Source organism: Streptomyces sp. NPDC001137 (genome assembly GCF_040298885.1).
Classification (GTDB): domain Bacteria; phylum Actinomycetota; class Actinomycetes; order Streptomycetales; family Streptomycetaceae; genus Streptomyces.
The window spans coordinates 347,427-359,644 of record NZ_JBEPBA010000010.1; the positions used below are offsets into that span (position 1 = coordinate 347,427).

Consider the following 12,218-nt stretch of genomic DNA (forward strand, 5'->3'; position numbering starts at 1 on the left):
TCTCACGTCCCGGTGTCGATGAGGATCTGTGCGGCCTGGGTGACGTTGCCGGCGCGTACCGCTTCGGCCGTCGCGGCGCGTGCCGCCTCGGGCGTCGCGTGCGGCGGGACCACGAGGAGGGAGAAGTGGTCCGCCTCGCCCCGGGTGACCAGAACGGTGTCGTCGCCGACCGGGAAGGAGTCGATGCGGACCACACGGTCACCGACGACCAGCCGCGTCGGCAGCGGGTCCCAGGCGGTGGCGTCCAGGCCGACCCGTGTGACGGGACCCAGCAGCTCGGTCAACGCCGAGACCAGGGCGGGTAGTTCGGCCGCGATGTCACGGGAGCGCGGCCACCACGCCCCGTCGAGAACGCCCCGCCGGTCATCCGCCGTCTCCAGCCGGACGACGGCCGTACCGGGCTTCACTGCCCGGTGGACGGCGTCCGGCGGGAGCGGGGTCACCCGCGGGGAACCGGGTCCGGTACCCATGGCGAACCTCCCTCGATGTCGGCCACCGCGGCCGCCATGAGCGGTTCCGCGGCCTCTGCGGTCGTGTCCGGGGGCACGACCAGCAGGTCCCAGCGCCCCCGGCCGGGGGCGAGCAGGACGACGGTGGGCGGGGCGGACGCGGCCAGGGTCCTGTGCAGTCGTACGACCTGGTTGGACACGAACATCCGGCCGGCCGTCACGGGCCAGGCCGCCCCGTTGACGGTGACGCTGGTGACATGGCCCCACTCCCGTGGCAACCCGGCGAGCAGGCGCGGGAGTTCGACGAGGAGGTCGTAGGAGCGCGGCCACCACGCCCCGTCGATGGCCCGGGGCAGGTCGCCGTGGGGTGCCAGGCGCAGGCGCAGGACAGGGTGGGAGGGAAGCGGGGGCTGCATGGTCATGGGCTGGGCTCCTGTCGACTGGCCGTGCGCGAGTGGGTGGTTGACGTCAGGCGCGACGGGCCGCGACCCGCTCCGGCGTCGGCCAGCGCACGTCGTGCACCCAGCCGAGGCGTTCGAGGAGGCGGATGACGGCGGCCGACGGGTCGATCTGGCCGCGGTCGACGCCGTGGCGGGCGCTGGTGGGGTCGGCGTGGTGGAGGTTGTGCCAGCTCTCGCCGAAGGAGAGCAGGGCGAGCGGCCACAGGTTGGTGGCCCGGTCGTGGCGCCGGGTGCGGAAGGGACGCTCACCGATCAGGTGGCAGAGGGAGTTGACGCTCCAGGTGACGTGGTGAAGCAGGGCGATGCGGACCAGTCCCGCCCACAGCAGGGCGGTCACGCCGTACAGCCAGCTGCCGCCGATCGCCCAGCCCAGCCCGAACGGCAGCGCGAGCGTGAGGACACACAGCAGCGGGAAGGCGCGGGCGACGGCCCGGATGTCGCGGTCGGCCAGCAGGTCGGGGGCGTAACGCTCCGGCGGCGTACGGTCGTTGCGGAACAGCCAGCCCACATGGGCATGCAGCAGCCCGCGCAACTGGCCGCGCAGATGCGTGCCGTAGCGGTACGGCGAGTGCGGGTCGCCGGGCCGGTCGGTGAAGGCGTGGTGGCGGCGGTGGGTGGCGACCCAGCCGATGACGTCGCCCTGGAAGCTCATCGAGCCGGCCACCGCGAGCGCGATGCGCACGGGACGGGCGGCACGGTAGCCGCCGTGGGTGAGTCCGCGGTGGAAGCCGACCGTGACGCCGAGGCCCGTGATCGTGTAGAGGACGGCGGCGAGCACGATGTCGGCCGGGTGGATCAGGCTGCCCCACAGCAGCCAGCCGGCCAGGCCGAGGGCCACGAACGGCAGGACGACGATCACCCCGGTCACGGCCACGTACAGCCGCTCCCCGCCGTCGCGCGCGGGCAACGGGCCGTCCGGCGGGAAGGGGGAGGTGCCGTCGTAGGTCTGCGGCGGCGGGACGGTGTCCGGCGGGGGTGCCGGGACAGACGGGACAGGCGTGGTGGGACTGAGTGACATGGGACGGGGCTCCTGCCCTCGATGAGGCCGCTCTGACGGAGGTGCGGCCGGGGTCACGGGCTGCCCATGGGGCGGGTGGTGTGCTGGAGACGACCTGTCGGATCGGCACGACACACCCTCGTTCTGCCCACCGTACTCCTCGTGCGGGGGAACGCCCGGACACCGCTGGTCAGCGCCCTCCGGCAGGTACCTCCGGGCCGGCGGCGCCTTGACGCCCGCCCACCGTCGCCGGACGTTGACCGGCAGCACGGCGCAGGGCCAGGAAGGACAGGGCCGACCGGGTCTCCGGAAAGCCTGCGGCAGGCCGTCCAGGAGGCGAACGGCGCCTTCGCACGGTGACACCCGTCCCCATGGAAGCGGTACACACGACGATGTACGACCGGACACGCGCCCAGCAGCCCGCGGACCGGCCCTCGGGCCCCGTCGGACGCCGTGCCACGGGCCCGGAGCCGCTGCTCCCCTCGGACGGACGGGAGGAGATCGTGCGCCGCCTCGGACATGCCGTCAACACCTTCGCGGACAGCCCGCGCGAGGCACTGGAGGAGGCAGCGGGCGCGTGCGACGAAGCCGCCGCCCAGCTGGTGAGCGCCCTCGCGGAGCGGCGGCGGGCCCTGCGCGCGGACTGGGCGGACCTGGACCCCGAGACACAGTCCACCCAACTACGGTTCGCACTGCGGGAGTACCGGGAGATCACCGGACGGCTGCTGCGCGCCCGGCCAGGGGGCCACGGGACCGGCGGTGGGTGCGATGTACCGCCGCGCGCCGGGGCGTGCCCGGCACCGCGTCATCCGGCGGCCGCCGGTCCCCCGGCTCCGCAGGGCCTGCGAATCGGTCCTTGCCCGGGGTCATGGGGCGCGGGCAGCCTCAGGCCGCCAAACGGTATGCGTTCCCGCGGGATCCCACGGGCGGCCGAACACGGTAGCCCTACGTGCACTCGCCCCGGGTGAGAACCCTCCCATACACCCCGCTGTCCGGCGAGGCTCATCCTGTGCCCACCTGCCTTTCCGCCCGGCCCGGTGAGCGGCGCCTGGTGGCCCACGGAAACACCCCCGGACGGACGCGCCGAGGTACGCATCGTCGCCGCCTCCCCCGAGGTCGCCCGTCGCGTTGCGGAGGTTCTCCGCCATTGCTTCGCGGCCACCGAGCATCGCCGCTTCCCCGCGGGCGCCGGGGGAGGAACGCGGCGTGAGCTCGCCGTGGACACGACGCGGGCGGCGGAACCGGCGCGGTCCTGGTTGGAGACCAGCCGCTCCCCCGGGGAGGACCGCCGACGTAAGTGAGGCGACGTCCGTCCGGCCTCTTCGGGGGGAGCGTGAAGTCATCGGGAGCATTCCGCGCACACGCCTTCCGACGGCCGCCGTCGGGCGTCCGATCCCCGACGACGGCCGCCATGGGCTCCCCACGCGACCGATTCCCCCCGGTCTCGGTGCGCTTTCGGGAGCCGTGTGCCCCACATCGGACCGTGCCACGGCGAGCGGAAGATCACCGCACCGGTCACGCGACGAGGGGAAGCAGGGCGAGGCGAGCACAGGAGCCGACCGGGCGGGCCACGAGAGCCGACTGCTCTGCAGGGGCTGCGAATCGGTCCTTGCCCGGGTTCTCGGGGCGCGGGCAGTTGACAGGCTGCCGAACGGCGTGCGTTCCGTACAAAATCCTATGTACGGCGGAATCCTGCAAGCCTATGCGGACTTTCCCCGGGTGAGAACCCATAACGACCCATGAGAATCCGTCGGTCGGCCCGCCTGTCGACACGCCGGGGCGGAGTAGCGTGGAGCGAACCGGGAGTTGACCGTGCGCCGGCCCCCGTCGGCGTCGTTCTCGGCGCACCACGACACCGGCCCGTCGCCCGGCGGCCCGGAGACAGGGACCGCGACATGAACGCGCCCACCGGTCGACGCGCCTCGCCCGACCGCAAGCACTCCTCCCGGAAGCGCCCCTCCTCACTTCGTCCCACCCGGCTCACCCGGCATGGCCCGTGGCCAGGCGTAGCCTGAACGTACCGCGAGTTTCCGGCGCTGCTTCGTCTTCAGGGCCCTGCAGGAGCGGGAACGCGGCTACCTGGGGCGGCTTTGTGTGAGACCGCCCTCAGCGGATACCCGGGCGGCGTGAGGTTCGGCAGTGTGCCTCACGAGTGGGCCGTCTGCCCCGGATGTCTTCATGAGTGCCCGGCAGGCGGTGCGCTCGTTCCGTGGACCCGTCCGCTGCTGCGGGTCGAGGTGGCCGGCGGCGTACGGTGGAGATACCGAGGGCATCACGCACTCCGGCCGTCCTGCCGGGTCGTCCTCGGCGAGAGACCAACCCCGGGTCGTCCGAGCGGCGGTGCGGAGACAGGTCGGCGTCATGGCCGCCGCGATCACAGCAACTCCGCACACGTCCCTGGTCGTTGTGCTTCCCTGCCGAAGGGCGGGTGATGGACATGCAGCGCCTGGACATCCACCGGCGTGACCGGGGGGAGCGGGCCCTCGTCACGCTGGTCGGCGACATCTGGCCGGGCACGGCGCCCCTGCTACGGGCCGCGCTGGAGCAGTGCCTGCGCGACGGCATGACCGCCATCGACGTGGATCTGACCACGGTCGGCTCGTGTGACGCCAAGGGGTTGGACGTCTTCCTGACGGCGTCACGGCATGCCGGCCGCGTACACGCCTGTCTGCACCTGCACCATCCGTGCGCGCAGATCACCAAGCTCCTCGCCGCCACCGGTTCCGCGCCCCTGCTCCTACCGTCCCCGGCACATCCTGTGCCGCCGGCCCTGCTCCGCGGTCCGCCGGACACGAGCGCGGCGGTTCCGCCGGCGCCCGGGAGACTGCCCCCCGGTGACTGCGCCCGTGCGTCGGTCGTCGCGGACGCGATCCGCCTGCGCAGACTTACCCGTCGGCAGGCGGACGACATGCGAGAGGACATGGCCGACCTGGCCGTGGCGTCTGTGGACGGCTCCTCCGGAAAGGCGTACCGGGCACGGAGCGACTTCCTGCGGCGGCTTGCCGTCAGCGCCCGACGGCCTGGCTTCGCGCTGCTCCTCGCCGAGACGACGGTGCTGGTGGGATGCGCCTTCGGATTCCCGGTGAGCCCCGTCAGCCGGTCCGAGCAAGGGCTGCAGGAGAGCGTCCAGCGGCTCACCGGCTGTGCCCGGTTCCTGCTCCTCACCCAGGTCGTGGCGCACCGGCACCCACAGCACCGCGACATCGGCCGCCGTCTGCAACAGCGTCTGCTGGCCGATGAGCGCACCGAGCTCGGAGTGGCCCTGCTGAGTCCGGCCGACCGGGCCGGGCAGGCCGCCTACGACTCGTGGGGGTGGCGGAACCTCGGGGAGATGGTCGGGCTGCCCGGTCGGAGCGCTCCTTGCGTGTTGACCCTGTTCCGGGGAAGCGGACCGTCGCTTCCGGCGCCTCGGGCCGCCCGTCCGGGCCGGGCGTAGCCTTGGTGGCACCGAGAGCATGTCGGGCGCACGATCACGGCAGCGCCGTTCCCGGCGAGTGACGGAACGAGGGTGGCTGCGGGCCGCCCGGACGGGATCGCACGATGGACTCCCCCACACCGCCGGCCGGAGGCGCGCCTCCGCATGACGCCCACACGTACACGATGCCGCTTGCGCGGCTGAGGCTCACGCCGGAGGCCAGCCACGGCCCGCTGGACGGAGCGTGGTGGCCCCGTTGCGACGCCCTGGAACTGGAGCTGCCCGCGCTGGTGGGCTCGCTCGACCCCGGCCGTGGCACGGTCACCCGCGTCACGGTGGGCGCCGCGGCCTGGCCCGACGCGCCACTGACCGTGTCGGCGCCCGACCATGTGATCGAGGTCGTCCTGAGCGAGGCCACCGCCGAGGAGCATGCCATCACCCTGGACTGCGGCACCGTGGGGCGCTGGGAGCTGCTGGTCGTCCCGCCCGACGAGCCGGCCAGAACCGCCGAGCGCCTGCTGACCGCCGCTGCCGATCCGCGGAACCCGCTGTCGGCTCAGCGCACCCTGGCACGTGTCGAGGACGGCTTCGGCCGGGAGGGCGCCGGGGAACTGCACGCCCCATGATGAAGCGATGAGACGTGCAGCTCTTTCACCGGCCCGACCCCGCCGCCCGCGTCCATGTGGATCACGGCGGGTGAGCGGATGACGGCCGCACCGGGCACGGACCGCTCCGAGAGCTTCGGGGAAGCCCTTCTGGGGGCGGTTCTCGACCGGGCGCACGAGCTCCCGCCCCACCTCATCGGCCCGCTGGTCGCCGACGTGGTGGAGCGGCTGGGGGGCCGCCGTCCGCAGGTGCTGCTCCAGGACTACGGCCAGTTGCTGCTCGTACCTCTGCACGGTGAGGGCCTCGCGGGCGGGGATGCACAGGACATCGATGCCTCCGCCGCGGGCCGGTGCTTTCTCGATGGCCGGCCCGTCGAGGTGCCCGAGGACGACGGTGTACGGATCCACCTGCCGCTGCTGGACGGCGGAGACCAGGTGGGCGTCATGTCCGTGACGCTGGACCGGGTCGATGACGACGACCGAAGGCTGCTGGCCAGGCTCTCCGGCCTGGTCGCCGACCTGCTGGTGACCAAGCACGGCTACTCCGACCTGTTCTTCTCCACCCGCCGTGGAGAACCGATGAGCGTCGCCGCCGAGATCCAGTGGTCCCTGCTGCCGCCTCTGGCCATGATCATGCCGCGGGTCGCCGTGGCCGGAATCCTGGAGCCCGCCTACGACGTGGCGGGAGACAGCTTCGACTACGCCCTCAACGGCGACGTCCTCCACGTGGCCATGATCGACGCGATGGGGCACGGCCTGGGCGCGGCCACCATGGCCACCGTCGCCATCGGCGCCTACCGTCACGCCCGCCGCCTCGGCACCGGCCTGTCGGAGATCTACGCCGCCATGGACGCAGCCGTGGCACACCAGTTCGGCCCGGACCACTTCGTCACCGCCCAGATGCTGCGGCTGGACACGACCACGGGGCGGGTGCACTTGGTCAATGCGGGCCACCCGCCACCGATCCTCGTACGCGATCACCGCGTCGTGCGTCGGCTGCTCGCCCCCACGACCCTTCCGGTCGGCCTGGGCGGACCGGCGCCGGAGGTGACCGAGCTGGGATTGGAGCGCGGAGACCGCGTCCTCTGCTTCACCGACGGGCTGATCGAGGAACACACGGCTGGTGAGGAACAGTTCGGGGAGGACCAGCTGATCGACTGGGTGAACCGGCTGGAGAGAACGGGCCGCGGGGTGCGGGCGGTGGCGCGCTCCCTGTCGCACACCCTCAAGCGGGCGCGGGGCGGACACACGACGGACGACGCGACGCTGCTCCTGGTGGAGTGGCGCGGCTGACCACACCACCGGCCACGACGAAGGTCAGCCGGACGGCCTCTCACCGCTTCCCGTGTCGATGAGGATCTGCCCCGCCCCGCTGACGTTGCCGGCCAGGGCAGCCTGTGCCATCGCCGCGCGCGCGGCCTCGGGAGGCGTGTCCGGTGGGACCACCAGCAGCGAGAACAGGTCACCCTCGCCCCGGGTGATCAGGACCGTGTCGTCACTCACCGGGAAGGAGTCCACGTGTACCACGTGGTCGCCGACGACGATCCGTGTCGGGAGCCCCTCCCAGGCCGTGGCATCCAGTCCGACGCGGGTCACAGGTCCCAGGTGCTCGGTGAGGGCGCTCAGCAGCGCGGGCAGCTCGGCACCGATGTCACGCGACCGTGGCCACCACGCCCCGTCGAGGATGCCTTCGCGCGATGCCGACGTCTCCAGCCGGAGCAGTGCACTCCCTGGCCGCACGGCATGGTGCACACCACTCGGCAGCTCCCCGGAACCAGGGGATGCGTCGGAGTCGGCCATCGTGGACCACCCGTTCGGGATCCGATGCGAGCAGAATTCACCTCGCCCTGACCACGCTACTCCAGGTACGGCGTGCGACCCGCGGCGTGTGCGCTCAGGCGGTCGACCGGCCGATTGCCGGACGGCCCCGGGGGGCCGGCTTTGCCGAAGCCCCCAACGGGTCGCCGCAAGCGCCCTGTCTCCGCGGGGGCTCTCAGGTGTCACTCGACGGTTGGACGTAGCGGGAGTACGCCGAAGAACGGCGCTCGGAACCATTGCCTGGACTTGGCTGGGCCGGGCAGTCGGCTGTCGGCGACGTAGGCCATCGACTTCGCCGATATGAATGCGGCGAAGGCTTTGATGCGGACGCGGTAATACGCTGGGCTGCGTACCGTGAGTTGCCCGGGCCGTGGATCCGGTCGTGAGGGGCGGCTCGGACGGTGGACAGGAAACGAGGCGAGATTCGGAGCGTTCCGTCAGCGGGCATGACACGGCTGCCATCAGCCGAACCCTTCAAACGGTGGCCTCTTCGGGTGTGTCTGTACCCCGGCATCTGCTCGCCGTGCGTCCCGGGAGGCGACGGAACGGATCTTTGTGATGTCTGCCGTGCCCCACGATGTTCTGCTGGCCCGGGCCGTGCTCGATCTGGGCTCGCGCACGGACGGTTTCGATGTCCTGGAAATGCTGCACGATCTGACGGCGTATGCGGTGAGGTTCGCGGGCGTGTACGCGGCCGGTGTCACCGTCCTCGACGGGACCGGCCGGGTCGACTACCTGACCGCTTCCGACGAGGCGTGCGGGCGTCTGGAGGAGGCTCAGCTCGACCTGGGTGAGGGCCCCTGCGTGGACAGCGCGCGCACCGGAAGCATGCTCGAACCGGTCTCGCTGCACCCGGGCGGCCCCGGATCGCAGCGCTGGCCCGGCTTCACCCCTTGGGCGGCGGCCGCGGGTTTCACCAGTGTCGCCGCCGTACCACTGCGCGTCGCCCAGCACACACCGGGTGCCCTGAACCTGCTGCATGGCGGGCCCCGCCCGATCACACCTGACGGTCTGCAGCGGGCGCAGGTGCTGGCCGATGCCGCCGGGGCCTGTCTGCACCACCGCCAGGGCCTGATCTCCAGGGACGAGACCATCGCCCAGCTGGAGACCGCCCTGCAGTCGCGCATCGTGATCGAGCAGGCGAAGGGCGTGCTGGCCGCCCGGCTCGGGATCGACGTGCACGACGCCTTCGGACGGCTGCGCGGGCACGCCCGCTGCCGACGGCAGAAACTCACCGACCTGGCCCACCAGGTCGTGCGGGGGGACATCCCGGCCGAACTCACTATCATCCGGTGACGTGCCTCGCGACACGGAGGACACCGGATCCCGGAGTGTCCCGCGACCCGACGACGCCCTGACCGATCTACTGGCCCGTGCGCACGCCGCGGTCCGCGCCGGAGAGGGACCGTCGCGAGCACTGCCGTCTGGCAGCGCTCGCCTGTTCGGGCTGCACGCCTTCACCCTGAACGCCGTCACCCGGGACGGCCGGCCCGAACTGCTGTGGGCAGACCCGCCGCAGGGTCTGGGTATCGATCTCGACACCCTGCAGTACACCCTCGGCGACGGCCCCACCCTCCAGGCCGCCCGAGAGGGCCGGACGGTGACCGAACCGGATCTGCACGCTGCGCACCCGGCCCGCTGGCCGCTGTTCCTGCCGGCCGCCGCCCGCACCCCGGCCCGCACGATCGTGGCGCTGCCCCTGCAGATCGGGGCCACCACCGCAGGGGTCCTCACCGGCTACCGCACCACCCCCGGCCCACTCACCCCGGCCTGCCTCGACGCCCTGCACGGTCTGGCACAGATCCTGCTGCTTGTACTGGTCACCCAATTGGGCGATCCGACCGGCGACACCCCACCGGGCACTGACCTGCGGCTCTACCGTGCCGAAGTCCACCAGGCCACCGGCTACCTCGCCGCCGCACTCGACATTCCGATCGACCAGGCCCTACTGCGGCTGCGCGCACACGCCGCCGCCCACGGCCAGTTGCTGCCCGACCTGGCCCGCTCCTTCCTCACCCACCGTCTGTCCCCCGACGCTCTGCACCGGTGAGGAGCTGCCGACGTCGTGTCCATCCTCCTCGGCCGGGTCCCCCTTCCCGACGGCAGCCCGGCTCGGTGACCAAAACCGGCGACCGCGAGCCGCACTCCCCGGCACCAACGAGGCGGAGCTCCACACTCTGGACCGCACCCAGGTAGAGGACGACGGCCGTGGTGGCGACGCCCAGGTCGGGGCTGCCCAGGCCGCTCGCCGCCGAGCAGAGCCGCGGCTCGTGGCCCATCCGGTGGTAGTCCCAGATCAGCACCGCGTCGTGGAACTGCTCGTCGGTGATCTGGCGCTGCTCGTGCTCCGGCACCGGTACTCCCTGGCTCATCCATGCTGGTTCTTTTGGATGCCCTCGATGCTGCGCAATGGGGGTCAGCACGTACTGGAGGGCGCCCTCGTTTCCTTCCTGCATGCTGCCTGTCGAGGTCAGCCAGCAACTGCCTGCCGCTCAGGCGGAGTCCTCCGCTCTCAGGCAGTGCCCCAACTCGCCACGCAGCGACCACGTTGGCCGAAGCCTCACCCTTGGTGACGAGCCACCGTGTAGGCACCCGGCCCCAGGACAGGCTGTGCGCCGGTTTCGTCGATAATCTCAAGAACCTCGAAGCCGGCGAGGAGCGCATGCAGCTCCAGTTCGCGAGGGCCGAGAACACGCCGCCGGATGGCATCGTGGCAGTCCTCCCCCGAGTCGAACACCCAGTGTCGGCGCATGGTGTTGATCTGTGTCCGCAGATCCCAGTGGTAGCTGATGGTCACGGTGGCGGCCCCGAGGGGAGTCTCTACGCGGGCATGTTGAGGGCCCGGGGACTCGATCGGGGCTACCGGGGAGCACAGGACGAGCAGGGTGCCCGGGTGCGCGTGTGCGGCGAAGGTCTGGAACGCTGCCCGGACGTCAGCATTGTCGTGCACGTAGGCGAGCGAGTTGCCCAGGCACACCAGGACGTCGGCGGTGTGGCCGAGCCGCACGGTGCGCATGTCCCCGACCCGGAAGTCGAGTTCGGGGCGGGTGCGGCGTGCGTAGTCGACCAGGCCGGGCTGAAGATCGACGCCGATGCAGTCGAAGTGCTGGTCCAGCAGTTCCAGGTCCCTGCCGGTGCCGCAGCCGAAGTCCAGCAGTGTGCGGGCTTCGGGGTGGTGCCGGTCGATGAGTTCCCGGCAGAGGCTCGCGCTGTCGCTGTCGGCCTGCACATGGTCGTACAGAGCGGGGTCCCGGTAGAAGAGATTCGACGCTTCGAGGCGTTCCGCCTCCACGATGTCCAGGCTGCTCATGCAAGGCTCCGGAGTCCGACTTCCAGGGCGAGTGTGTCGCACAGCAGGTCAGGCACCACGGGGGCTCGCTCGGCGTGCTCCCGGGCTCGGGCCAGGGCGACGGGATCAACGTAGCCGAGGTCGACCAGCAGTGACTCGCGGAGCATGTCGTCCAGGAGGGGAAGGCCGTAGCTTCGCAGGCCCGACTCCATGACCGCGGGGAAGTTCTCCGGTTCGGTCGGGGCCACGACGGACTCGGGCAGTCCCGCGCGCCGCAGGCGGTCGCGGAACATCGCCTTGCCCTGCTTGTGCTCCTGCGGCAGCTGCTCCATGAAGCGCACGACGCGGGGGTGGACAAGCGGGGCGACGGGCCAGATTCCGAGTCTTAGGTAGGCCGGGTTGTGCAGGCCGAACGCCATGAGCGTGGGCACCGGGAGCACGGGGATAGGGGCGAGGTTCTCGTCCACCTGAACCAGGGCCTCGATGGCCGTATCCCCGAGCCAAACGACGGGCTCTGCCGCAGGGAGTTCCGCGCCCGTACGGGAGTGGCAGGCATTGACCTCGTCCCCGCCACCGCCCGTGAAGATCACCTCGCAACCGTGGGCGGCCACGTGCCCGCGCAGGACGTCGAACGCCTCCTGATAGAAGGCTCCTGCCGGGTCGTGCGGCATTCCGCGCTCCCGTACTCCACCGGGCACGAACGGCGGGTGCTGCATGGCCGGGACGGCGGTGTCCCACAGCCCCAAGTGATCCACCAGCATGCGGCGTCGGTCCTGCTGGAGCCGACCGATTCGTCCGCCCATGAGCAGCCCGAACGTGTGGACGGAGCCGAAGCCGGCCGCAGCGGTTGAGAGAGCTACGTTGCCCGAGTCGGCCCCGCCGGACACCTCCACGCCGACGCAGCTCGCCGTAGAACGCCACCCGGCCGCAACCTCGGTCAGCAGCACATCGAACGCGTCCACCGGGTCAACACCCGGGCGCAGCCTTCGGGGTTCCAGTACGTGCTGGGCGGGCTCGGGGTAGAGGATCGTGAGTCCCGCGGTCGTGAAGACGGCCGTGGCGCGTTCCGTGAGCCGGTACACACCGTCGAAGAGGGTGTCGGCGCTGTAGCGGTGCCGGCGGGTCAAGGTGCGCGCCATGGCCCGGGGATTGAGTCGATCAGGTCGTAGGTGGAGCCGTAGGTC

At 71.7% G+C, this 12,218-nt stretch carries 13 protein-coding genes and 1 pseudogene; 7 read left to right on the forward strand and 7 right to left on the reverse strand.

The features are described from left to right. Positions 1–2: 2 nt before the first annotated feature. From ABT254_RS22575 to ABT254_RS22585, 3 genes are read right to left on the reverse strand one after another with little or no spacing between them, the layout of a single operon-like run. Positions 3–470 (reverse strand): DUF5994 family protein, encoded by a 468-nt coding sequence (locus ABT254_RS22575; RefSeq protein WP_351472809.1) that lies wholly within the window; start codon positions 468–470, stop codon positions 3–5. Further along, a complete protein-coding gene (locus ABT254_RS22580) occupies positions 440–871 on the reverse strand; it encodes a DUF5994 family protein (protein WP_351472812.1) in 432 nt (143 codons plus the stop codon). The genes ABT254_RS22575 and ABT254_RS22580 overlap by 31 nt, the downstream gene beginning before the upstream one ends. Before the next feature lie 46 nt (positions 872–917). Continuing rightward, positions 918–1,928 (reverse strand): acyl-CoA desaturase, encoded by a 1,011-nt coding sequence (locus ABT254_RS22585; protein ID WP_351472815.1) that lies wholly within the window; start codon positions 1,926–1,928, stop codon positions 918–920. Between the two features lie 371 nt (positions 1,929–2,299). Here ABT254_RS22585 and ABT254_RS22590 point away from each other — a divergent pair. The 5 genes and pseudogenes from ABT254_RS22590 to ABT254_RS22610 all read left to right on the forward strand — a co-directional run. After that, positions 2,300–2,638 (forward strand): annotated as a pseudogene (locus ABT254_RS22590) (hypothetical protein); the annotation flags it as partial. Between the two features lie 306 nt (positions 2,639–2,944). Continuing rightward, positions 2,945–3,208, forward strand: a complete 264-nt coding sequence (locus tag ABT254_RS22595; RefSeq protein ID WP_351472818.1) for a hypothetical protein — start codon at positions 2,945–2,947, stop codon at positions 3,206–3,208. Between the two features lie 1,130 nt (positions 3,209–4,338). Next, positions 4,339–5,343, forward strand: a complete 1,005-nt coding sequence (locus ABT254_RS22600; protein WP_351472821.1) for an STAS domain-containing protein — start codon at positions 4,339–4,341, stop codon at positions 5,341–5,343. A 104-nt stretch (positions 5,344–5,447) separates the two neighbouring features. After that, entirely contained in the window at positions 5,448–5,948 is a 501-nt protein-coding gene (locus tag ABT254_RS22605) for a DUF5994 family protein (protein WP_351472824.1), read from the forward strand. Positions 5,949–6,026: 78 nt separating this feature from the next. Beyond that, a complete protein-coding gene (locus ABT254_RS22610) occupies positions 6,027–7,220 on the forward strand; it encodes a PP2C family protein-serine/threonine phosphatase (protein ID WP_351472827.1) in 1,194 nt (397 codons plus the stop codon). A gap of 24 nt (positions 7,221–7,244) precedes the next feature. Here the strand turns inward: ABT254_RS22610 and ABT254_RS22615 are convergent, their stop codons facing one another. Next, positions 7,245–7,727 carry a DUF5994 family protein gene (locus ABT254_RS22615; RefSeq protein ID WP_351472830.1) on the reverse strand — a complete coding sequence of 161 codons (483 nt, stop codon included), beginning with the start codon at positions 7,725–7,727 and terminating at the stop codon, positions 7,245–7,247. A gap of 576 nt (positions 7,728–8,303) precedes the next feature. Here ABT254_RS22615 and ABT254_RS22620 point away from each other — a divergent pair. Then, complete coding sequence (locus ABT254_RS22620; protein WP_351472833.1) at positions 8,304–9,041, forward strand: GAF and ANTAR domain-containing protein; 738 nt, start codon at positions 8,304–8,306, stop codon at positions 9,039–9,041. A 1-nt stretch (position 9,042) separates the two neighbouring features. Beyond that, positions 9,043–9,795: a GAF and ANTAR domain-containing protein gene (locus ABT254_RS22625; protein ID WP_351472836.1), complete on the forward strand. Its 753-nt coding sequence runs from the start codon at positions 9,043–9,045 to the stop codon at positions 9,793–9,795. On the opposite strand, the gene ABT254_RS46570 is transcribed toward ABT254_RS22625, so the two are convergent. The 3 genes from ABT254_RS46570 to ABT254_RS22640 all read right to left on the reverse strand — a co-directional run bounded on the left by ABT254_RS46570 (position 9,758) and on the right by ABT254_RS22640 (position 12,173). Continuing rightward, on the reverse strand, positions 9,758–10,117 hold the full coding sequence (locus ABT254_RS46570) for a hypothetical protein (protein WP_450748092.1): 360 nt from the start codon (positions 10,115–10,117) through the stop codon (positions 9,758–9,760). The genes ABT254_RS22625 and ABT254_RS46570 overlap by 38 nt on opposite strands. A 188-nt stretch (positions 10,118–10,305) precedes the next feature. Then, entirely contained in the window at positions 10,306–11,055 is a 750-nt protein-coding gene (locus tag ABT254_RS22635; protein ID WP_351472839.1) for a class I SAM-dependent methyltransferase, read from the reverse strand. After that, entirely contained in the window at positions 11,052–12,173 is a 1,122-nt protein-coding gene (locus ABT254_RS22640; protein ID WP_351472842.1) for an asparagine synthetase B family protein, read from the reverse strand. The genes ABT254_RS22635 and ABT254_RS22640 overlap by 4 nt, the downstream gene beginning before the upstream one ends. Between the last annotated feature and the right edge of the window lie 45 nt (positions 12,174–12,218).